16 protein-coding genes and 3 tRNA genes are annotated in these 24,419 nt (G+C 33.3%); 15 read left to right on the top strand and 4 right to left on the bottom strand.

The window, feature by feature from the left end; all coding sequences use genetic code 11:
* Positions 1-42: 42 nt before the first annotated feature.
* Positions 43-813, bottom strand: a complete 771-nt coding sequence (locus AAON49_RS03630; RefSeq protein ID WP_349552720.1) for a C40 family peptidase — start codon at positions 811-813, stop codon at positions 43-45.
* Positions 814-841: 28 nt separating this feature from the next.
* Positions 842-2,023: an acetyl-CoA C-acyltransferase gene (locus AAON49_RS03625; RefSeq protein ID WP_349552718.1), complete on the bottom strand. Its 1,182-nt coding sequence runs from the start codon at positions 2,021-2,023 to the stop codon at positions 842-844.
* Between the two features lie 131 nt (positions 2,024-2,154).
* Here AAON49_RS03625 and AAON49_RS03620 point away from each other — a divergent pair, with 131 nt between their 5' ends.
* The 4 genes from AAON49_RS03620 to AAON49_RS03605 all read left to right on the top strand — a co-directional run bounded on the left by AAON49_RS03620 (position 2,155) and on the right by AAON49_RS03605 (position 4,725).
* The gene (locus tag AAON49_RS03620) at positions 2,155-4,212 is read left to right on the top strand and encodes an HD family phosphohydrolase (protein ID WP_349552716.1); all 2,058 of its coding nucleotides are present in this window, start codon (positions 2,155-2,157) and stop codon (positions 4,210-4,212) included.
* Positions 4,213-4,339: 127 nt separating this feature from the next.
* A tRNA-Ser gene (locus AAON49_RS03615) sits at positions 4,340-4,421 on the top strand.
* Positions 4,422-4,449: 28 nt separating this feature from the next.
* Positions 4,450-4,524 (top strand) — tRNA-Pro (locus AAON49_RS03610).
* 127 nt (positions 4,525-4,651) lie between these two features.
* Positions 4,652-4,725 (top strand) — tRNA-Arg (locus tag AAON49_RS03605).
* A 136-nt stretch (positions 4,726-4,861) separates the two neighbouring features.
* Here the strand turns inward: AAON49_RS03605 and AAON49_RS03600 are convergent.
* Positions 4,862-5,050, bottom strand: coding sequence for a hypothetical protein (locus tag AAON49_RS03600; RefSeq protein WP_349552715.1), 189 nt, complete (start codon positions 5,048-5,050; stop codon positions 4,862-4,864).
* Positions 5,051-5,109: 59 nt separating this feature from the next.
* Positions 5,110-6,669 carry a hypothetical protein gene (locus AAON49_RS03595; RefSeq protein ID WP_349552714.1) on the bottom strand — a complete coding sequence of 520 codons (1,560 nt, stop codon included), beginning with the start codon at positions 6,667-6,669 and terminating at the stop codon, positions 5,110-5,112.
* 135 nt (positions 6,670-6,804) lie between these two features.
* Between AAON49_RS03595 and AAON49_RS03590 the strand changes: the two genes are divergently transcribed.
* The 11 genes from AAON49_RS03590 (at position 6,805) to AAON49_RS03540 (ending at position 24,419) form a co-directional block, all read left to right on the top strand.
* Positions 6,805-7,980 (top strand): 2-isopropylmalate synthase, encoded by a 1,176-nt coding sequence (locus tag AAON49_RS03590; RefSeq protein WP_349552713.1) that lies wholly within the window; start codon positions 6,805-6,807, stop codon positions 7,978-7,980.
* Entirely contained in the window at positions 7,980-9,362 is a 1,383-nt protein-coding gene (leuC, locus tag AAON49_RS03585; protein WP_349552712.1) for a 3-isopropylmalate dehydratase large subunit, read from the top strand. Before AAON49_RS03590 ends, leuC begins: the two co-directional genes overlap by 1 nt.
* A 1-nt stretch (position 9,363) precedes the next feature.
* The gene (gene leuD / locus AAON49_RS03580) at positions 9,364-9,942 is read left to right on the top strand and encodes a 3-isopropylmalate dehydratase small subunit (RefSeq protein WP_349552711.1); all 579 of its coding nucleotides are present in this window, start codon (positions 9,364-9,366) and stop codon (positions 9,940-9,942) included.
* A 10-nt stretch (positions 9,943-9,952) separates the two neighbouring features.
* Entirely contained in the window at positions 9,953-11,068 is a 1,116-nt protein-coding gene (gene leuB, locus AAON49_RS03575) for a 3-isopropylmalate dehydrogenase (protein ID WP_349552709.1), read from the top strand.
* A 260-nt stretch (positions 11,069-11,328) separates the two neighbouring features.
* On the top strand, positions 11,329-13,905 hold the full coding sequence (locus AAON49_RS03570) for a phosphoenolpyruvate carboxylase (RefSeq protein WP_349552708.1): 2,577 nt from the start codon (positions 11,329-11,331) through the stop codon (positions 13,903-13,905).
* A gap of 414 nt (positions 13,906-14,319) precedes the next feature.
* On the top strand, positions 14,320-15,357 hold the full coding sequence (locus tag AAON49_RS03565) for a porin (protein WP_349552706.1): 1,038 nt from the start codon (positions 14,320-14,322) through the stop codon (positions 15,355-15,357).
* A 16-nt stretch (positions 15,358-15,373) separates the two neighbouring features.
* Entirely contained in the window at positions 15,374-15,712 is a 339-nt protein-coding gene (locus tag AAON49_RS03560; RefSeq protein ID WP_349552705.1) for a P-II family nitrogen regulator, read from the top strand.
* A 16-nt stretch (positions 15,713-15,728) separates the two neighbouring features.
* Entirely contained in the window at positions 15,729-16,967 is a 1,239-nt protein-coding gene (locus tag AAON49_RS03555) for an ammonium transporter (protein WP_349552703.1), read from the top strand.
* 112 nt (positions 16,968-17,079) lie between these two features.
* Positions 17,080-21,585: a glutamate synthase large subunit gene (gene gltB / locus AAON49_RS03550; RefSeq protein WP_349552702.1), complete on the top strand. Its 4,506-nt coding sequence runs from the start codon at positions 17,080-17,082 to the stop codon at positions 21,583-21,585.
* 2 nt (positions 21,586-21,587) lie between these two features.
* The gene (locus AAON49_RS03545; RefSeq protein WP_349552700.1) at positions 21,588-23,051 is read left to right on the top strand and encodes a glutamate synthase subunit beta; all 1,464 of its coding nucleotides are present in this window, start codon (positions 21,588-21,590) and stop codon (positions 23,049-23,051) included.
* Positions 23,052-23,531: 480 nt separating this feature from the next.
* Complete coding sequence (locus tag AAON49_RS03540) at positions 23,532-24,419, top strand: branched-chain amino acid transaminase (RefSeq protein WP_349552699.1); 888 nt, start codon at positions 23,532-23,534, stop codon at positions 24,417-24,419.

Raw genomic sequence — 24,419 nt, 5'->3', positions numbered from 1 at the left:
AGAAATCATAAAAAAAAGCCGAAGCAATTGCTTCGGCTTTTTTTATATAATTTTTTTAATGACTCGTAATTTGTGTGTGTGAGTTTTGGTATCTGTATTGTATATTCCACTATGATCTAATACGTCAATACGAACCTTACCATGAGCATGAATGATATAATAATCATTCATAATAATACCTACATGCGTAATAACTCCTTCTTCATTATCAAAAAAAGCCAAATCTCCAGGTTCACTTTCCTCTATAAAACTTAAAACTTCTCCTTGAGTAGCCTGATCTTTTGCATCTCTTAAAAGAGGATAACCACATAATTTATAGACCATTTGAGTAAAACCAGAACAGTCAATTCCAAAAGGAGTTTTACCACCCCATAAATATGGAGTGTTTAAGAACATGAATGCCGTTCTAATTATTTCAGACCTATCTAATTTTCCATGAAAACAATTTCCTTCATAAGAATATTCTTTCTGACCAATAGAAAACTTTTGACCTTCATAAAAAGGAAGTCTAGATCCAATAGAAATTGTACTTAAATGATTATTATTGTCAGTTATATAATCCAATAGCTCTGAAGAATAATGATAATCGGAAGTTGATAATTTGTCAAAAAGATCTTTGTCAATCTCCTCGTATTGTTTATTGTCTATATATCCTTCGTATTCGTCAAAATGTATTTGAATTTTGCTCCATTTTTTTGTTTTTTCAATTATTGTAAAGTGTTCTCCTAAAAGAACCTGAGAAACCATTTCTGAAGCATCACTAGGTTCAGATCTGAGAGGTACAATACTTAAATTACAAATACCGAAAGACATTAATAACAGTTTTAATGAAGAAAAGTTTTTATAACTTTTCGATTACCATTGCACTAGCTCCACCACCACCATTACAGATTCCAGCAGCACCAATTTTGGCATTATTTTGTTTTAAGATAGATGTTAAAGCTATTACAATTCTGGCCCCAGAAACACCCAAAGGATGCCCTAATGAAACGGCACCACCATTTACGTTTACCTTATCGTTATTCAATCCTAATATTTTCATGTTAGCCAACCCTACAACAGAAAAAGCTTCGTTTAATTCAAAATAATCTACGTCATTAATAGAAATACCAGCTTTATCTAAAGCTTTTGGAAGCGCTTTAGCAGGAGCAGTAGTAAACCATTTTGGTTCTTGGGCAGCATCAGCATAACTTCTAATTTTTGCAATTGGTTGTATTCCTAACTCTTTTGCTTTTTCAGCAGACATTAAAACCAAAGCAGCTCCACCGTCATTTATAGTCGAGGCATTTGCAGCAGTTACGGTACCTTCTTTACTAAAAGCTGGCCTTAAAGCAGGAATTTTATCCATTTTTACATTCTTATATTCCTCATCTTCAGAGATTACAATAGGTTCACCACGTCTTTGTGGAACTTCAACTGGAACTACTTCATCAGCAAATTTTCCAGCAGCCCAAGCTTCAGAAGATCTTGTGTATGACTGAATCGCATAATTATCTTGATCTTCTCTAGAAAAATCATATTCAGTAGCACAAGCATCTGCACAAACTCCCATGGCTACTTGATCATAAACATCAACTAATCCGTCCTTTTGCATTCCATCTTCCATTTTAGCTGGACCAAATTTTGTTGCTTTCCTGGCATGATAATAATGAGGAATAGAACTCATATTCTCCATTCCACCTGCAACAACAATATCAGCATCACCCAAAGCAATAGCTTGAGCTCCCAACATGATAGATTTCATTCCTGAAGAACAAACTTTGTTTATTGTTGTACATGGTACATTATTAGGAATCCCTGCAAACATAGCTGCTTGTCTGGCAGGAGCTTGTCCCAATCCAGCAGAAACAACATTACCCATAAATACTTCTTGAACAAGGTTTGGATCTAAATTGATTTTATCTAAGGCTCCTTTTATGGCAACAGCACCTAACTTAGGAGCTGGAACACTTGATAAACTTCCCATAAAGCTTCCCATTGGCGTTCTTGCAACCGATACAATCACTACATCTCTAGTACTCATATATTTGTTTTATTTTAATCTTGATTTGTACTGCGAAATTAACCATTTTATATCAATTTGATTAGGATTATTAAGCTTGAATTTTTGACCTCCATTTTTTTAAGTTAAGTTTGTGTCTCTAACAAAAAAGTATGAGCAATACGGTTAATAAGTTATACAAGCATAACGCAGTTATATATAAAGTTATTCTTTTTCTAATTACTGCTTCCGCCATTGTATATCTTTTTCCTAAAGGAGGGCAATTTAAATACGACTTTACCAAAGGGAAACCTTGGCAATATGATAATCTCTATGCACCTTTCGATTTTGCTATTGAGAAGACAGAAGAAGAAATTGCTGAAGAAACCAATGAAATTGAAGCAAATACCAAGCCCTATTTCTTATATGATAAAGCAGTAGTTCAAGAAGTAAAAGATGATTATGAATTAAGAGCCTCATTCATTCAAATAAGTGATTCATTATCTAGTGATGATCTTGAAACGATGAAATTGCTTGGAAACTCAATCATTGCATCTATTTATGATGTTGGTTTTTTAGAACCTGTGAGCTTAAGTGCCGTTTCAGATAAGAATACAATTATAGCTTTAAAAAAAGACAACGAAGTAGAAGATATTATTTATAATAGTTTACTATCTACACAAGATGTTTTCAATATTATTTCAGATAGGTTAGGAGATCAGCCGTACAATTATGTTCAAGCACTAAACCAAACTCTTTTATCTGAATTAATAAAACCCAATGTTTCTTATGATGAAGTCTTTACAAGAAAAGTTGTAGACGAAGCAATAAAAACAATTTCACCCACAAGAGGTAAGGTTTCAGTAAACGAATTAATCATCTTAAAAGGCGACATAGTAGAAGGCAAGAAACTTGCTATGCTGTATTCACTTAAAAAAGAATCAGAATCCAAATTATGGACAAAAGCTAATTACTACTGGATTGTTTTCGGATATGCTGTTTTGGTTTCTTTAGCTCTTTTAATGCTCTTACTTTTCTTACGAAAGTACAGATCTGAAATTTTTGAGAATAATAACAAAGTAACATTTATTTTCTTCAATGTCAGTTTTATGATCTTGCTGCAAACTCTTGTTATTAAGTATAATTCTGATTATTTGTACGTTGTGCCTTTAAGCATACTTCCTATAGTATTAAAAGCGTTCTTTGATGCCCGTTTAGGGTTGTTTACTCATGTACTTACGGTATTGCTTTTAGGATTTATAGTTCCAAATAGTTTCGAGTTTATCTACCTTCATATGATTGCTGGTATAGTAACTATACTTACAGTATCTGAACTATACAAAAGAGCCAATTTGTTTATATCTATAGGACAAATTACATTAATCTACATGATTACCTATTTGGCTTTCTCAATTATTAAAGAAGGAAATGCTAGTCAAATAAAATGGGAATACTTAATTATGTTTGCAGCCAATGGATTGTTGTCTTTCTTGTCTGTTTTCTTTATTTATTTATATGAAAAACTTTTCGGATTGGTTTCTGATGTTACACTGCTAGAATTGTCCAACACCAATACTAAATTGTTGCGAGAGCTTAATGAGAAAGCACCAGGAACATTTCAGCATTCAATGCAAGTAGCCAATTTAGCTGAAGCAGCAGCTAATGAGATAGGAGCAAACTCTATGTTGGTTAGAACTGGAGCTCTCTATCACGATATTGGAAAGATGTTAAATCCAATGTATTTCATCGAAAATCAATCTACTGGAGTTAACCCACATAATGATTTATCACCAGTAGATAGTGCCAAAATCATTACAGATCATGTAATTAAAGGAATAGAATTAGCTAAGAAAAATAACTTGCCCGATCGTATTATAGATTTCATTAGAACCCATCATGGTACTAGCTTGGTTTACTATTTTTATATGAAAGAAAAAGAACTAAATGAAGATGTAGATATCAAAAAATTTCAATATAAAGGTCCAATTCCTTTTTCTAAAGAAACAGCAATTTTAATGATTTGCGATGCAGCAGAAGCAGCTTCTAAAAGTTTGAAACAACCTTCAGCTCAATCTATCGATGATTTAATTAATAAGATTGTTGAAAAACAAAAATCTGATAATCAATTTATCAATTCTAATATCACTTTTAGAGAGATTGAGAAGATTAAAAAAGTGATTAAGAGGAAATTGATGAACATCTATCATCTACGAGTAGAATATCCAGATTAAATTTATTGTAAAAAGCAATAAAAAGTCTTGCGAAATTGTATTTCTAACCTTACATTTGCACCCGCCTAAACGATAAATCATTTATCGGGCAGGCTCGCAATTTTAAATCTAACATAGTTAGTTTTAAGGAGAGGTGGCAGAGTGGTAATGCAGCAGCCTGCTAAGCTGTCATCCTTAGGGATGCCCGGGTTCGAATCCCGGTCTCTCCGCAATAAATTGCAAAGTTCATTAGCTTATCGGGGTGTAGCGTAGCCCGGTCATCGCGCCTGCTTTGGGAGCAGGAGGTCGCAGGTTCGAATCCTGCCACCCCGACAAAATAAAGCATTGTGTTTTTGTAGAGAGCTTGCTTTCTAAAAAACAAGAAGCTTTGTTAACAAATTAAAGCAAAGTTTTAGTTTGTAATACACCATACTCAGGATTAACAAAGTTAATCCTTAATGGTCGCGTAGCTCAGCTGGATAGAGCATCTGCCTTCTAAGCAGACGGTCACAGGTTCGAATCCTGTCGCGATCACATAAAGCCTTACTAGAAATAGTGAGGCTTTTTTGTTATTACTTAATCCTTACTAATGTTATTGTATTCGCGTATCATTACTAATGCCCAAATAAGAACACAAATACCAACAAAAATCGAAAAGTATAATACGATGTTATTTGCGCTCATGACTTACTAATTTTAAATAAATCATTACTCCTAGCAGAGTAGGAGCCCAAAGTCCAAGAAATATTCCGTGCAGCTCGTTACCGGTTAAGAAAAGGTATTCAGCTACTATAATAATTGCAATACAAAGAATCAACATCAAAAGATTCCCCGTTCCCATTTTTTGAAAGAAACTCATCGGTTAGTTAATTTCCTTAAAGTTAAAAAAAAATAACTGAACTTTTAGCTTAAAAAGCACTAACGAAAATGCTCTTTAGCTTTTTCTCGAATGATATAAGCGATAGGTTTATTTTCAATTTTGCTTTCTAACCAAGATAAAATATCTAAATACAAAAAAGCTCTCTTTTCATAAGCATGATCTTCAAACTCTTTCAGCTTACTATGAATTTTCTGAAACTCTTTTTTAAATTCATGAGGATATAATTCTCCCAAAGATTTAATCGACTCAATAAATACTTTTTGAACCTCCTGCAAATTCTCCATTTTCAATAAGAATTTATAGGTGTCTTTAAATTGCTTCTCCAAATGATAATCTAATCCACACTCATAATGAGCTATTAGATTTAAAATCCTAGCAAAACATTGTAAATCTTCACCAACATAGAGTTTTTTTGCTTCAATTATTTTCGATAAGTATTCAATGCACTCACGATTTTTACCCATTCCAAAATACAAACAAGCTATTTTGTAGTAGAGCGTTACTATATGATGTTTATCTAATCGAGTGCTATAATCTTTAATTTTTTGATTGATCTCATCAACTAAATATTCACCTTGTTCAAATGTTCCCTCAAGAAAACATTTATGTAGCTGATTTGCATAATAATATTGAAAGATTAATATCTCTGTATTTCCATTAATTGGAATTCTATTTTCTTCAATTTCTTTTTCGAAAAAATCTAGCTCTTTACAAAATTTATTTCGATGCTTTATCAGAAATAATGATTCTAATAAATAATTCTTTCCTTTTAGATAGAAGACCGGATTCAGCTGAACCATTTTTGGGTACTTCTTAAATAATTCAACCCATTTCGAAGCGTACTTATACCCCAATAAGAAATCCTGCACCAAAAAACTTCTCCACAAATGAGCTTTATACAACCAAAGTAAATCTCTAAATCCTAGAGAATTATAATCATATTTTGGAAGACGAGAATTGAAATAACTATTTATTTTTTGAAGTTCTTTGTCATTTCTAACGTATCCAGTTTTTAGTAAAATACCATATAGTTGTAGTGATAAATTTGAAAGTTTACTGGCTATAACATTAGACTGACTAATCATCTTAGCTTGCACAGATAATTCATCGGCTCTAGTACTAATACTTCTTGTAATATATTGAGTTTCAATATTCTTTTCTAATTCGATAATCTCATAAGCAATATTTTTTTCTTCATTTTCAATAGCCAAAGCTTTTGCCTTTTCCAAGATTTTCAAACTTTGTTTGTATAATCCTTTTTGATATAAAACAGTAGCAAAATCTAATTGTTCTCTAATTTGAATTCGAATGTTTTTATGGGCAGGGTTCATTCTTAAACTCGTTAGAATTTGCTTATATAAGTGAGCTTTTAAATTTGAAAGTTGAAGTTTGCTAACAATTTCACTTTTTAGAATTGCCTTTTCATCATACTTCTTTTGTTTGTCTAAAAATTTAAAAAGAGCGAAAAATTTTGCATCAGTATTACCTCCTAATCTACCTACATACAAATGAAATTGACGTTTTTCAGATTTGGTCAAAGACTTGATTAAAGTAAATAAAGCATCATTATGTTGATTAGTGCTTGTAAAATTTTTCATTTCAAAATATTGTATATCAGTACTTTACAATGTTTCTATTCCGTTTAAGCGTCGTAGAGTTCTAATACAAGATTAAACCCTTAGAAAATCCAATATATACATTTGAAATCTATTTAGGCAATCATTATTTAAAATATGCAGGACAATAAAGTTCAAATTTTTGATACCACCCTACGAGATGGAGAACAAGTGCCGGGATGTAAGCTAGACACTCAGCAAAAATTAATCATCGCTGAACGATTAGATACTCTTGGAGTAGATATAATAGAGGCGGGTTTTCCAATCTCTAGCCCAGGAGATTTTACCTCTGTAAATGAAATAGCTAAATTGGTTAAAAATGCTACAGTTTGTGGTTTAACCAGAGCTGTGAAAAAAGACATTGAAGTTGCAGCTGAAGCTTTAAGAGATGCTGTAAAGCCTAGAATCCATACAGGAATAGGAACTAGCGAATCTCATATTAAGTTTAAATTTAATAGTACAAAAGAAGATGTAATCTTAAGAGCAAAAGAAGCTGTTTCTTACGCCAAAAACTTTGTTGATGATGTCGAGTTTTATGCCGAAGATGCAGGCAGAACAGACAATGCTTTTTTAGCAAAAATTTGTGAAGAGGTTATCAAATCTGGAGCAACTGTCTTAAATATACCAGACACAACAGGTTATTGTTTACCTGAAGAATATGGTGCTAAAATAAAATATTTAAAAGAACACGTTAAGGGAATAGAAGATGTTATTATCTCTTGTCATTGCCACAACGATTTAGGTTTAGCAACAGCTAATTCTATTTCTGGAGCAATTAATGGAGCACGTCAAATAGAGTGTACTATCAATGGAATAGGAGAAAGAGCTGGAAACACTGCCTTAGAAGAAGTGGTGATGATTTTAAAACAACACCCATATTTAAATCTTCAAACAGATATCAATACAAAGTTATTGTATGACACTAGTTTAATGGTAAGAGAAAAAATGGGAATGCCAGTGCAACCTAACAAAGCAATTGTTGGAGCTAATGCATTTGCTCATAGCTCAGGAATTCATCAAGATGGAGTGATAAAGAATAGAGAAACATACGAAATAATAGATCCAGCTGATGTTGGAGTAACTAATAGTGCTATTGTTTTGACTGCTAGAAGCGGTAGAGCAGCTTTGGCTTATAGAGCTAAAAAAATTGGTTATGAATTAACCAAAATTCAATTGGATGCAGCTTATAAAACTTTCTTACAATTTGCAGACAGACAAAAAGAAGTAATAGATGAAGACATTCATTTAATTATGAAGCAAGTAAATAAAATCTCAAAAATAGCAATTGCATAATGGGAAAGACATTGTTTGATAAAGTATGGGATGCTCATGTAGTAGATACAGTTGAGAACGGACCTCAGGTTTTATACATAGATCAACATTTAATTCATGAAGTAACAAGCCCGCAAGCTTTTAACGAATTAAAAGAACGGAATATCCCAGTTGCCAGACCTGATAAAATTGTGGCAACAGCTGATCATAATACACCAACAAAAGATCAACATTTACCAGTAAAAGACGAACTTTCTAGAAATCAATTAGAACAGTTAACTCGCAATTGTAAAGAAAATAACATCACATTATATGACTTGGGACATGAATACAATGGAATTGTTCATGTAATAGCTCCAGAACTTGGAATTACACAACCTGGAATGACTATTGTTTGTGGAGACAGTCATACATCTACTCATGGAGCTTTTGGTGCCATTGCTTTTGGTATTGGGACTAGTCAAGTAGCACAAGTTTTTGCTAGTCAGTGTTTACTACTTCAAAAACCAAAAAAACTAAGAGTAAATGTCAATGGAAAACTCAAAAAGGGAGTTTTACCTAAGGATGTTATTTTATATATCATTTCAAAATTAGGAACAAACTCAGGAACAGGATATTTCTGCGAATATGCGGGAAATGTGTTTGAAGAAATGTCTATGGAAGGCAGAATGACTGTTTGTAATATGAGTATAGAAATGGGAGCTAGAGGAGGAATGATTGCTCCTGATGAAACTACTTTTGAGTATGTGAAAAATAGAAATTTTGCGCCCAAAGGAGAATATTTTGATCAAAAATTAGCGTATTGGAAAACTTTGAAGACTGATGACGATGCTGTTTTTGATCAAGAATATTCTTTTGATGCAGAAGATATAGAACCAATGATTACCTATGGAACCAATCCAGGAATGGGAATCAAAATCACAGAAACTATTCCAAAGGAAAATGACGCATCATTTAAAAAGTCACTATCCTACATGAATTTTCAAGAAGGAGAAAGTTTAATTGATAAGCCTATCAATTATGTTTTTATAGGAAGTTGCACAAATTCTAGAATAGAGGACTTTAGAGTTGCAGCATCCTATGTAAAAGGGAAACAGAAAGCGCAAAATGTAAATGCTTGGTTAGTTCCAGGATCACAACAAGTAGCGAAACAGATTAAAGAAGAAGGATTACAGAATATTTTTGAAGCGGCCGGATTCGAATTACGTCAACCTGGGTGTTCAGCTTGTTTGGCAATGAATGATGATAAAATCCCTGAAGGAGAATACTGCGTTTCTACATCAAACAGAAACTTTGAAGGAAGACAAGGACAAGGTGCTAGAACAATTCTAGCGAGTCCTTTAATAGCAGCTGCAACAGCAATAGAGGGAAAAATTATTGACATAACAAATCAATTGAATTAATATGAAAAAGTTTGTCAAATTAACAGATACAGCAATTCCGTTAACAACAGAAAATGTTGATACAGATCAGATTATTCCTGCCCGATTTTTAAAGTCTACAGACAAAAAAGGTTTTGGCGATAATGTCTTTAGAGATTGGAGATATCATAAAGATGGTAGCCTTAACAAAGACTTTGTATTAAATGACGAAAAATTTGAAGGAAGTATTTTAATTGCTGGTGATAATTTCGGCTGTGGTTCAAGTAGAGAACATGCGGCATGGGCCCTAGCGGGATATGGATTTAAAGTAGTCATTTCTAGTTTTTTCGCTGATATTTTTAAAGGAAATGCTCTAAACAATGGAATCTTACCAATTCAGGTTTCTGAAGACTATTTGAAAGAATTATTGAAAACAATTGTAAAAGAACCACAAACAAAAGTAACTGTAGACTTAGAACAACAACTACTAATTACTCCTGTTGGTTCTGCGAATTTTGAAATCAACTCTTATAAAAAAATATGTTTACTTAATGGTTATGACGACATTGATTTTCTATTAAGTAAAAAAGATAAAATTGAAGCCTTTGAGGCAACATTATAAAATAAAACAGATGAAATTTAACATTGCTGTAATACCTGGAGACGGAATAGGCCCTGAAGTAACAAAACAAGCTCAAAAAGCCTTGAATGCTGTTGCCGATGTATATGGATATACTTTTTTGTATAAAGAAGCATTAATGGGAGCCTGTGCAATTGATGAAACAGGAAATCCTTTACCAGAGGAAACATTAAATACCTGTAAGAAATCTGATGCAATCTTATTTGGAGCCATTGGAGATCCAAAATATGATAATGATCCTTCTGCTAAAGTTAGACCAGAACAAGGTCTATTGAAATTGAGAAAAGAGTTAGGATTGTTTTGCAATGTTCGTCCAGTAAAAGCCTATGATACCTTGATAAAAAACTCGCCGCTAAAAGAAGAAATTATCAAAGGAACAGATACTGTTATATACCGTGAATTAACTGGAGGAATTTATTTTGGAATAAAAGAATTAAGTGAAGACGGGAAAATTGCTTTTGATGGTTGTTCGTATTCTATAGAAGAAATAGAAAGAATGGCACATTTAGCTTTCAAAGCAGCTCAAAATAGAAAAAGAAAAGTAACATTGGTAGATAAAGCCAATGTATTAGAAACATCAAGATTGTGGAGAAAAACAGTCACAGAATTAGCAAAACAATACCCAGATGTTGAGTTAGACTTCTTATTTGTAGACAATGCAGCAATGCAACTAATTCTTAATCCAAATCAATTTGATGTCATCTTAACAGAAAACCTTTTTGGAGATATTATTTCTGATGAAGCTAGTGTTATAGGAGGTTCTATAGGATTATTAGCTTCAGCATCAGTAGGAAAAGAAAGCGCTCTTTTTGAACCTATTCACGGTTCTTTTCCGCAAGCGAAAGGAAAAGATATTGCTAATCCATTAGCGTCAATTTTATCCGCAGCTATGATGTTAGAACATCTTGGATTACATGAAGCAGCTCAAGCTATAGACGATGCTGTTCAAAAATCATTAGAACTTGGATTTACTACAGAAGATATCAATTCTGTAAATCCATTTTCTACAAGTAAAGTAGGAGATTTTATTGCAGATTATATTCAAAATAAAGAAGACAGTAATTTAAATTTTAACAACATCCATTTAGGTCAGAGTACTATCATATAATTTCGAGTTCTAAAAGCACTAATTTTTTTCAACAATAGTGCATTTTTATGAAATCAATAAATATGAGCCTCAGATTTATGCATCTCACATTTTTTAACAGATTATGAGATGCTATTTTAACGGATTAAAATTTTTTACACTGTTTTTTTGAAGCATTACTTTTTTTGAAAACGTTTTCGAAATTGTAAAACTGTCTAACCATTTGGTTTTGAGTATTTTTTGTTAAAAATTAGCAGTAAAATCTTAAATAAAACAATAAAATGCAAACCCAACCTAAGTTAATCAGGTTTCAAAAAAACATCCTTTCAAAGTATCAGATATACAATAGTATATTTACCACATTACCTTTTGATACGATTACCAAAACAGGAGTGTTGTTACCGTTGTTTTTTGAAACTTGTAAAAAGGGATTTGCTAATAACGAAGATCCAACAACTATAGTTAATACCTTCTTTACAAAATATCAAGCAAGAAGATCAGAAAAAAGTAAGATTAATTTATTATTTCGATTTATCCAATACATAGAAAGACAAGTTGTATTGTTTGACGCTATAGAAGATGCTGCCTTTCCAACTGTTAACAATATGAATGGAATAGGTACCTTAAGGAACTTGAAAGAGTCTGCTATAAATGAAGACAAATTAAAAGAACTTAAAAAGTTTATAGAAGAATTTAAAGTAAGAATTGTTCTTACTGCTCATCCAACACAATTCTATCCAGACACTGTGTTAGGAATTATTACAGATCTTTCTGAAGCTATTAGGGTTGGTGATCTAGATACAATTACAAACTTGTTAATTCAGTTAGGAAAGACTAAATTTTTCAATAAGAAAAAACCAACACCATATGACGAAGCAGTAAGCTTGATATGGTATTTAGAAAATGTTTTTTACGATTCTTTTGGAACAATTCACGATTATATTCAACAGAATATTTTTGAGAACACTTCCGTTAATAATGAAACTTTAAGCATTGGATTCTGGCCTGGAGGAGATAGAGATGGAAACCCTTTTGTAACTCCAGAAATTACTACAAATGTAGCTGCTAGATTAAAAAAGACAATACTTACATGTTACCATAAAGACTTACGTAAATTAAAACGAAAGTTAACATTTGATAATGTGTATGATGATGTAAAATTACTTGAACAAAAAGTATATAAAAGTAGTTTAGAAGAACTAAATCATTTATCATTAGAAGAGTTGAAATCAAACCTATTAGAGATCAAACACAAACTCATCAATGATCATCAATCATTATATCTCACTGAGGTAGATAGTCTTATAAATAAGGTTAATCTTTTTGGTTTTCATTTCGCTTCCTTAGATATCAGACAAGACAGTAGAATACATGACAAAGTATTTAGAAGTCTTGTAGATAAATCAATAGAAAAAGATCAAGGCATCTTTCCAAAAGACTACCACAGCTTATCTGAAGAAGAACAAATTAAAATACTATCCTCAGTTTCCAAAAAAATAGAGCTTTCTGGGTTTTCAGACGAATTGGTAAACAACACACTAGAAACAATAAAAAGAATTAAAGATATACAAAAGCTCAATGGTCAAGAAGGCTCTAATAGATACATTATTAGTAACAATCAAACAGCTTTAAACGTAATGCAATTATATGCAATGCTAAAGCTTATTTCTTTTGGAGATGATTTAACTGTTGATGTGGTTCCTTTGTTTGAAACCATTACAGATTTGAAGAATGCGCCAGCCGTTATGAAGCAATTGTATACCAATGAATCCTATCGAAAACATTTGAAAACCAGAAAGGATAAGCAAACCATTATGTTAGGTTTTTCAGATGGAACAAAAGATGGAGGATATTTAATGGCTAACTGGTCTATCTACAAAGCAAAAGAGTTACTTACTCAAGTTTCTAGAGAATATGGTATCTCAGTAGCATTTTTTGATGGAAGAGGGGGGCCACCAGCTAGAGGTGGAGGTAAAACGCACCGTTTTTATGCTTCCTTAGGTGAAGATATAGAAAGTAAAGAAGTACAGCTTACTGTTCAAGGCCAAACCATTAGTTCTAATTTCGGAACATTAGAGTCTTCGCGATATAATCTAGAACAATTGATAAGTTCAGGAATATCCAATAGATTGTCAAATACTAAAAACAAACTTTCAGCAGTTGATAAAGAGGTAATGAATGATATTGCCAATAAAAGTTTTCAAGCCTATAGTGATTTTAAAAAGCACCCAATGTTTATTCCTTATTTAGAAAGAATAAGCACTTTAAAATACTACGCAAAAACCAATATTGGAAGCAGACCCTCAAAAAGATCCAATTCAGATTCATTGGTTTTTTCAGACTTACGCGCTATTCCTTTTGTAGGATCATGGAGTCAATTAAAACAAAATGTACCTGGTTTTTTTGGAGTAGGAACAGCCTTGAAAGAATATGAAGAAGCAGGAGAGCTACATAAAGTAATAGAACTGTATAACAACTTTAGTTTCTTTAAAACTTTAGTAGAAAATAGTATGATGTCTCTTACCAAATCATTCTTCGGTCTTACGAAATACATGGCAGAAGATAAAGAGTTTGGAACCTTTTGGACAATTATTTATGAAGAATACTTAACAACAAAACGTTTGCTCTTAAAGATTACGGGTTCTCAAGAGTTGATGGAAAATGAACCTGTAGGAAAAGCTTCTATTGAAACACGTGAAGACATTGTATTGCCACTACTTACCATTCAACAATATGCCTTGAAGAAAATTCAAGAGCTGGAAAAAGAAGAAGATCAAAAAGACTTGATTCATACTTTTGAAAAAATAGTCACACGATCACTATTTGGAAATATTAATGCTAGCAGAAACTCTGTTTAAAAGACTTTCATTTTTTCTTTTTTTTGCCTGTTTGATCAAAAATCCACGTTCTTGGTTAAATTTCAATTATCATATTATCAATAAAATAATCATTTAATTAGTAATTATTTACTTTTTTATGTTTTTTAAATGATTTAAAAATATAAAAATAAGTGTTTTTGCATTTTTATTGATTTTTTTTCAATAAAGATGCATTTTTACGAGATTGACAATTTTTGACTTCATTTTTAAACATTTCTTATTTTGAAATAACATTTGAGATATCAATTTAAAAGATTGAAATTTTCACCCCCTTTTTTTTAACACCCTACTTTTTTTAGAAAACGTTTTCGGAGACGTTGAGCCCTTTAACCATTTGGTTTTGAGTGATTTTTGTCGAAAATTAGCGGTGCGCAAAAATTAAAAAATAACATTATGACAAGAATCAAATTAACCGCTTTTAGTTTGTTGCTTTTTACAAGCTTTAAGATTTTTTCTCAAGGAGAAAAAAAGACAGAAAAAAACTTTTCATTAAGTGGAAGTGTTGATGCCTACTTTAGGTCTAATTTAAATGCTCCAAATGATGAAAATTATGTAGCACCAGGATCTTCATTTGCAAACCTTCCAGGTTTTGCATTAGGGATGGTAAATTTAGTTGGAACCTACGAAGGCGAAAAAGTTGGCTTCGTTGCCGACTTAGTTTTTGGTCCAAGAGGTGAAGATGCAGTTTTTGCTTCCCCTTTCCTTAGACCTGGAGGAAGTTCCAATACTGTAAATCAATTGTATGCTTATTGGAATGTTAGCAAGACGGTAAAGCTAACCTTAGGAAACTTCAATACTTTTTTAGGATATGAAGTTATCTCACCAACAGGGAACTTTAATTACAGTACATCTTATATGTTCTCTTATGGTCCATTTAGCCACACAGGTATCAAAGCAGATATTGAACTTTCTGAAAAAGCAAGTTTGATGTTAGCGATTATGAACCCTACTGATGCTACAGAGTATAATCCAAATGGGAACTATGCATTCGGAGCCCAATTAGGTATCTCTGATCAATACTTAAATGTATTGATAGACCCAGCTTTTTTTGAAATCGACTTTACAGGAGGATTTAACGTCTCTGATGATTTCTTCTTAGGAATCAATGCAGCTTACTTAAGTGGAGATGATGATGGCCCAGGATTTTATGGAGTAGCACTCTATCCACAGTATGCAACATCAGAAACATTTAGCATAGGATTAAGAACAGAGTACTTTGTTGAGGATGGAATCTTTGGAGCTATAGGAACTGGAGTAGCAGATTCTAGTGTTTTTACAACAACACTTACAGGGAACTATCAAGTAGGAGATTTAATGATCATTCCAGAAATTCGATTGGATTCAAGTTCAGATGATTTCTTTTTAGATAGCGATTTATCAACAGAAAGTAGCCTAAGTTCATTCTTAGTAGCTGCTGTATATAAATTCTAACAAATTATTGAAAACAATGAAAAAAGTAGAAGCAATTATTAGAAAATCAAAGTTTCGTCTAGTTAAAGAAGCTTTACATGATGTAGGAGTTAATTTTTTCTCTTACTGGGATGTTACCGGATTAGGAAATGAAAAAGAAGGTCACGTATACAGAGGCGTAACCTATAGTACCAGTGATATTCAAAGAAGATATATCTCTATCGTGGTGAATGATGATTTCGAAGAAGTAACTATCAAAGCTATACTATCTGCAGCAGCAACAGGAAATGTTGGAGACGGAAAAATCTTCGTTTCAGAAATTCAAGAATGCTATAGAATTCGTACAGGAGAAAAAGGAGGAGAAACACTAAACTAACAACACAAAAATTACAATGGAATTACTAACTACAAATAATGTATGGATGATGGTCTGTACAGCACTGGTTTTCTTTATGCATTTAGGTTTTGCATTCTTAGAAATCGGTTTAACAAGACAAAAAAACATAATCAATATACTGTTTAAAAACATTTTTATCATAACAGTTGGGCTACTGTTATACTGTATAGTAGGATTTAATTTAATGTACCCAGGATTCGCAGATGGATCTTTAGGTTTCTTTGGATTTGCTGGATGGGGGCTAGATGCACCTTTAAAAGATGGAGTATTAGACTTAGCATATAATGAAGGATATACCTATTGGACAGACTTTCTATTCCAAGGGATGTTCGCAGCTACTGCAGCTACGATAGTTTCTGGAGCCGTAGCAGAGCGAATGAAGCTAGGTCCATTTCTAATCTTTACAATTCTATATGTAGGATTGATCTATCCAATAGCAGGTTCATGGAAATGGGGAGGAGGTTTCTTGGATATGAGAGAAACACCTTTTTATGATTTTGCAGGTTCAACTTTAGTACACTCAGTAGGAGGTTGGGCAGCATTAGTAGCTGTTTGGTTGCTTGGATCTCGTATAGGGAAATTTAAAGACGGGAAACCACAGGCAATACCTGGACATAATATACCTATTGCTACAGCAGGAGTTTTAATTCTTTGGTTAGGATGGTTTGGTTTTAATGGAGGTTCTGTTTTATCTGCCGATCCAACAGGAACATCATTAACATTAGTCACTACTTGTTTAGCAGCGGCAGCAGGAGGAGTTCTAGCTTTCTTGGTATCAACAATGCTTTATAAGAATTATGACTTAACCATGTTTTTAAATGGAATCTTAGGAGGGTTAGTAGGAATTACAGCAGGTGCAGATCAAATGACACCAACAGATGCTGTAATCATAGGAGCAATAGCAGGATCAATTATTGTTTTTGCTGTAGCCTTAATAGATAAACTAAAATTGGATGATCCAGTAGGAGCTATTGCTGTTCATTTAATCTGCGGAATATGGGGAACTTTAGCTGTAGGAATATTAGGAAACTTGGCAAGTTGGGATCAGTTTGTATCTCAGTTAGTAGGAGTGTCTGCCTATGCAGTAATCTGTATTGTTTCCTCTTTCATCATCATTTTTACACTGAAGAAAACTGTGGGAATAAGAGTATCTGAAAAAGAAGAATTAGAAGGTTTAGACAAATTTGAACATGGGATTAATGCGTATCCAGATTTCAGATTGAATGAACACTAAGTAGTTGATAGATTTAACTAAAACTATAGGAAAAAATGCATTTTCAAGATGCATTTTTTCCTGCATAAACCAAAATCAAAAAACAAAGTAGAAAACATTAAACTTTAACAATATGGAAGATCAGGGATTGTACTTAAGCGAATTTGAAAGAGATAATTGTGGAGCAGGATTTATCTGTAATTTAAATGGAGAAACTTCCAATCAAATTATTCACGATGCTTTAGAGATATTAGTAAAATTAGAACACCGTGGAGCCGTTAGTTCCGATGGAAGAACTGGAGATGGCGCTGGAATTTTGATAGATATTCCTCACGAATTTTTCAAACGTGTGTGCGATTTCGAATTACCAGAACCTAGAGAATATGCAGTAGGACAAGTATTCTTGCCAAAGAAATTTAATCAAAGCAGTTATTGTCAAGATGTTTTTGAAAAAGAATTAAAACATCAAGGGTTAAAAGTGTTGGGTTGGAGAGATGTGCCTGTTGACACATCAAACTTAGGAACCATAGCGGCCAAAACACAACCTAAAACAAAACAGCTTTTTGTTGGAAAAGGAGAAGAAGAATTAACAGATTTACAATTCAACGCAAAATTATTTGCTGCTAGAAAAATAACAGAACATACCATTGAGAAATCAAAAATCTCTGAAAGTAAATATTTCTATTTACCAAGTTTTTCAACAACAACAATTATTTACAAAGGATTATTAATTCCAGAAGACATTGGTCGTTTTTATGTGGATTTACGTCAACCAGATTTGGTAACAAGATTAGCATTGGTACACCAACGATTCTCAACCAATACTTTTCCTTCATGGGATTTGGCTCAACCATTTCGTTTTATGTGTCACAATGGAGAAATCAATACATTAAAAGGAAATGTAAGTAGAATGTTAGCGAGACAAGAGTTGATGATAAGCGACTTATTTGGTGATGACATAGATAGAATTTTCCCAATCATTACAGAAGGAAAGTCAGATTCAGCTTCCATGGATATGGCTGTTGAATTATTATTAATGACAGGAAGATCTTTACCTGAAGTAATGATGATGATGGTACCAGAAGCTTGGGAAAAAGATACTACTATGGATAATCAGAAAAAAGCTTTCTATGAGTATAATTCCTGTATCATGGAACCTTGGGATGGCCCAGCTTCAGTTCCTTTTACCGATGGGAATTTCATTGGAGCTTTGTTAGATAGAAACGGATTACGTCCATCAAGATATACCGTTACTAAAAATGGAAATGTAGTCATGTCTTCAGAGATTGGCGTTTTAAATATCAAACCAGAAAATGTTGTTAGACACGGACGTTTAGAGCCTGGGAAAATGTTTTTGGTAGATATGAATGCAGGAAGAATTATAGAAGACGAAGAGATAAAAAAAGAAATCGTTTCGAAACACCCGTACCAAAAATGGATCAAAGAAAATACGCTTCCTTTAGGTGACATTCCGTACACAAACAACACAATACCAACAGAAGAAACAGATTACAAAACCAGACTTCGTCTATTCGGATATACAATTGAGGAAATCAATCATGTGATTGCTCCAATGGCAGTTAATTCTAAAGAAGCTTTAGGTTCTATGGGAACAGATACACCATTAGCGGTACTATCAGACAAGCCTCAATTAATCTACAATTATTTCAAACAGCTCTTTGCTCAGGTAACCAATCCACCTTTAGATGGAATTCGTGAAGAGATTATTACAGATATCAGTTTAGCCATCGGCGCTGATCGAAATATCTTTGATGTAATTCCTGAACAAGCAAGAAAGCTTAGAATTCAAAATCCAGTAATTTCTAATGAGGATTTAGATAAAATTAAAAATGTTAACCATCCAGATTTTAAAGCTTCTTCTATTTCAATTTTATTTCCTTTAGATGAAGGAGTCAATGGAATTGAAAGAGCTTTAGATACGATGTTAGATGAGGCAGTAAAAGCTGTAGATTCAGGTTCGAACATTATCATTCTTTCAGATAGAGGAGCAACTAAAGATATGGCTCCGATTCCTGCTTTATTAGCTTGTTCATATTTGCATCATTCATTAAATAAGAAAGGAAAACGTTCTAAGTTTGGAATCGTATTAGAATCTGCAGAACCAAGAGAACCACATCATTTTGCGACCTTATTTGGATATGGAGCTAGCGCAATTAATCCATATATGGTGAATGAAATCATCGCCAAACAAGTAGAAGATGGAGAGATCAAAGGAGTAAAAGCAGAAGAAGCTGTTCGGAACTTTAACAAAGCTATTGGCAAGGGATTGTTGAAGATTATGAACAAGATCGGAATTTCAACATTACACTCTTATAGAGCCTCTCAAATCTTTGAAATCTTAGGGCTGAAAAAAGCCTTTACCGATAAATATTTTCCAGGAACACCTTCAAGAATTGGAGGAATAGGATTGTATGTTTTACAAAAAGACATTTACAAACGATGCAAAGAAGCTTATCGTGAAAATGAAATTGATAATGTTTTAGACTTAGAAGTTGGAGGAGACTATCGTTGGAGAAGAAATGGTGAGAGACATATGTTCAACCCAACTACAGTCTCAAAATTGCAACAGGCAGTTCGCTTAAAAAGTAAGGAAAGTTATAAAGTCTATTCAGACAAGATCAACAAACAATCTAAAGAACTAATGACCTTAAGAGGATTGTTTGAATTTAACAATTTAGATCCAATTCCAATTGAAGAAGTAGAACCTTGGACAGAAATTGTAAAACGTTTCAAAACAGGAGCAATGTCTTATGGATCCATTAGTCAAGAAGCACATGAAAATTTAGCAGTTGCTATGAATAGAATTGGCGGAAAATCCAATTCAGGAGAAGGGGGAGAAAATAAAAATAGATTCAAGAAGTTACCAAACGGTGACTCTAAAAATAGTGCCATCAAACAAGTTGCTTCTGGACGATTTGGTGTGACCAGTAATTATTTAACTAATGCCAAAGAGATTCAAATCAAAATGGCGCAAGGAGCGAAGCCAGGAGAAGGCGGACAATTACCAGGTCAAAAAGTATTACCATGGATTGCTGAAGTTAGAAATTCAACTCCATACGTAGGATTGATTTCACCACCGCCACATCACGATATCTATTCTATTGAAGATCTTGCACAATTAATTTTCGATTTAAAGAATGCAAATAGAGAAGCAAGAATTAATGTAAAGTTGGTTTCAAAAGTTGGTGTAGGAACAATTGCTGCTGGAGTAGCTAAGGCAAAAGCCGATGTGATTTTGATTTCAGGGTTTGATGGAGGAACAGGAGCTTCGCCATTAACGTCTCTAAAGCATGCAGGATTACCATGGGAATTAGGAATTGCTGAAGCACAGCAAACTTTGGTGATGAATAATCTTCGAAACAGGGTAGTAGTTGAATGTGACGGTCAGTTAAAAACGGGGCGTGATGTTGCCATTGCTTGTTTATTAGGTGCTGAAGAGTTTGGTTTCGCAACAGCCCCATTGGTAGCTTCAGGATGTATTATGATGCGTCAATGTCACTTGAATACTTGTCCTGTTGGAATTGCAACACAAGATCCAGAATTAAGAAAAAACTTCAAGGGAACACCAGAACACGTTATCAATTTTATGTATTTCGTAGCTGAAGAAGTTCGTCAGATTATGGCTTCATTAGGATTCCGTTCTATTAATGAAATGGTTGGACAAGTTCATAAGATCAATGCAAGTCCTGCTGTAGATCATTACAAAGCAAAAGGAGTTGATTTATCAGCAATTTTACATCAACCACAAGTAGAAGGAAATCCAATTCCATACAATACAGAAGTTCAAAACCACAACTTAGATAAAGTGTTGGATTTAAAGATTATTGATAATGCAAAGGCAGCTATCAAGAACAAAATCAAGTCAGAGTTTAAGTATCCAATTCAAAATACAAACCGTTCAGTAGGAGCCATTACCAGTAATGAAATTTCCAAATTACATGGAGAAGACGGATTGCCGGAAGATACATTAACCTTAAATTTTAAAGGTTCAGCCGGACAAAGTTTTGGAGCATTTGCAACCAAAGGTTTAACTATGGTTGTTGATGGAGAAACTAATGATTACTTAGGGAAAGGACTGTCTGGAGCAAAGATCATTGTGAAAAAACCAAAAGAAGCCGATTTTAAAGCCGAAGAAAATATTATTGTTGGAAACGTATGTTTTTATGGAGCAGTAAAAGGAGAAGCTTATATCAACGGAATTGCCGGTGAACGTTTCTGTGTAAGAAACTCAGGCGTAACAGCTGTAGTTGAAGGAATTGGAGATCATGGATGTGAGTACATGACAGGAGGAAAAGTTGTGGTTCTCGGGAAGACAGGAAGAAATTTTGCTGCTGGAATGAGTGGAGGTATCGCTTATGTATATGATCCTACACACCAATTTAGAAATGAACTATGTAACCTAGAAATGGTTGAGTTGGTGCATTTGGAGACTGATGATCAACACGAGTTAAAAGGTTTGATAAAAAACCATATTGATTATACAGAAAGTTCATTAGGTCAAGAAATCATAAAAGACTGGGAAGTAAACAAGATGGATTTCATCAAAGTGTTTCCTACAGATTACCGATTGGCATTAGAAAGATTAGCAAAAGAAAAACAAACAAAATTAACAGCATAGTCATGGGAGAATTAGGAGGATTTAAAAAATACGAAAGACAGCAAGAAACAAATATAGCTGTTAAAGAAAGAGTTAAAAACTACAAAGAATTTACGCAACCATTATCAGTTAAAGAACAACAAAAACAAGGTTCTCGTTGTATGGATTGTGGAATTCCATTTTGTCACAGTGGATGCCCATTAGGAAACTTAATTCCTGATTTTAATGACATGGTGCATAGGGGAGAATGGAAGAAAGCATTAGAGATTTTACATGCTACTAATAATTTCCCTGAATTAACAGGAAGGTTATGTCCAGCACCTTGTGAAAAAGCATGTGTTTTGGGAATTATAGATGATCCAGTATCTATTGAAGATATAGAAAAATACATTGTAGAAAGAGGATTTCAAGAAGGTTGGATTGTTCCAAAAACACCAACCATTAGAACTGGAAAAACTATTGCTATTGTAGGATCTGGTCCAGCAGGATTGGCAGCAGCACAACAGTTAAACAGAGTAGGACATATCGTAACCGTTTTTGAAAGAGATGATAAGGTTGGAGGATTGCTACGTTACGGAATTCCAAACTTTAAATTAGAAAAAGAGATCATAGATCGTAGAATTAAAATTTTAGAAGCAGAAGGAATCACGTTTAAAACAAATGTAAACGTAGGAGTAAATTATGACGTAGCTGAATTAAAACAATTTGATGCGGTTCTATTATCTGGCGGAGCTACAATGGCTCGAAGTATTCCTATTCCTGGAAATGATGCTAAAGGAGTTGTGCAAGCCATGGATTTTTTAACCCGACAAACAAAAGCGTTGTTTGATGAAAAAGAAGAAAAAAATGTGATTTCTGCTAAAGGAAAAAATGTGATTGTTATTGGTGGAGGAGACACAGGTTCAGACTGTGTAGGAACATCTAATCGTCACGAAGCTAAATCAGTAACTAACTTTGAAATTATGCCAAAACCTCCGATGGTTAGAAGCGAAAAAACACCTTGGCCTTTCTGGCCTTTACAATTGAAAACCAGTACATCACACGAAGAAGGTTGTGATCGTAATTGGCTAATCAATACCAAAGAGTTTATCAAGAATGATAAAGGAGAATTAACAGCCTTGAAAACGGTAGAAGTTACTTGGAAAACCATTCCAGGACAAAGACCTCAATTAGTTGAAAAAGAAGGTTCAGAGAAAATCTGGCCATGCGATTTAGCTTTACTTGCGTTAGGATTTACAGGTCCAGAAAAAACATTGCCAGAGCAATTAGGATTAGATTTAGATATGAAAAGCAATGTAAAAGCTTCTACACAAGATTATGCAACAAATGTTGCTGGAATCTTTACAGCTGGAGATATGCGTAGAGGTCAATCACTAATCGTTTGGGCCATTTCTGAAGGACGACAAGCAGCTCATCATATAGATGCATATCTTATGGGAAGTTCTCGATTGCCTTTAAAAGATCATAACGATTTATTAAGTGCTTAGAAAGTAATTTTTTTAAAAAAGAAAAAAATAATTAGGATTCTAAAAAAATAATTCTAAATATTTGTTTCAACAAATGAGAAAACAAATTTTAAATATCATTTCAATTATTGTCGTTGTGATTTCTTCACAAGGATAGGAAGTGTATTTAAGTTATATAAATTTTAAAAAGGCTTCCTGATTTCAGGAAGCCTTTTTTAGTAGAAATAAAATGAATCAGATTTTAAACAAAGTTGTAGTCATCATTATTGTCATTATTAGCTCACCGCCAAGTTGATACAGAAGACTATTGTATAAATATAAGCCTGTATCAATTTTGATACAGGTTTTTTTTATTCAGTGAATATCATAGAAATAAACATATAAAATAATGATAATCAAATAATTAAATGATTTTTTCAATCACTAAACCTTGGAGGTTAAAAGCAAAATGAAAATCAAAATAAACACAATAAAATAATTTCGAATCTCAAAACAATGAAAATGTATTTCAACGAAGAAAGTGTAGTTTTTTGCAATGGAAAATTTATCAAAGCTACAGAGTTAACAACAAGTTCCTACAGTCAAAGTATTCACTATGGAAATGGTGTCTTTGAAGGAATTAGATCTTATGACACTGATCAAGGTGCAAGAATCTTTAAACCATACGAACACTACAAACGTTTAAAATTCGGAGCAGATGTCATGGATATAAAGTTTGAATATACAGAAGAAGAACTTACCAATATCACTTACGAATTGCTAGAACGTAACGGATTAAAAGATGCATATATAAGGCCTGTTATTACAACAGGAGCAGATATGAGTTTGCTTACTTCCGATAAAACAGATTTTATAATCCAGTGCTGGGAGTGGGGGAAATATATGGGTGATAAATTATTACGCGTAAAAACATCAAAGTTTCAACGTCCTAATCCTAAATCCTGTTTTGTAGAAGCAAAAGTAACCGGACATTATGTAAACTCGATCTTATCTACAAATGAAGCCAAGAAGAATGGTTTCGATGAAGCATTACTTCTAGATATGAATGGAAATGTAGCAGAGTGTTCTGGAGCCAATGTGTTTATGGAAAAGGACGGAAAGTTATATACGCCGCCAAGAGGTCATATTATGGCAGGAATTACTCGCTCAACCGTAATTGATATCTGTAAGGAAGTTGGAATACCAGTAGAAGAGAAACACTTTACAATAGATGAACTCAAAAATGCAGATGCATGTTTCTTTACAGGAACTGCAGCTGAAGTAGTAGGATTACAATCTTTAGACAATTATCAATTTCCATCAGAATGGAAAGATACACACGGATATAATTTAATGAAACTCTATAAAAGAGAAGTTTTAGGACAACGCCAAAAAGCGAAAGCAAGCTAA

It is taken from the genome of Pseudotenacibaculum sp. MALMAid0570 (genome assembly GCF_040151415.1).
In the GTDB taxonomy this organism is placed as follows: domain Bacteria; phylum Bacteroidota; class Bacteroidia; order Flavobacteriales; family Flavobacteriaceae; genus Polaribacter.
The sequence above is the reverse complement of the archived record's forward strand: the minus strand, read 5'-3'. Positions and strand labels throughout refer to the sequence as shown.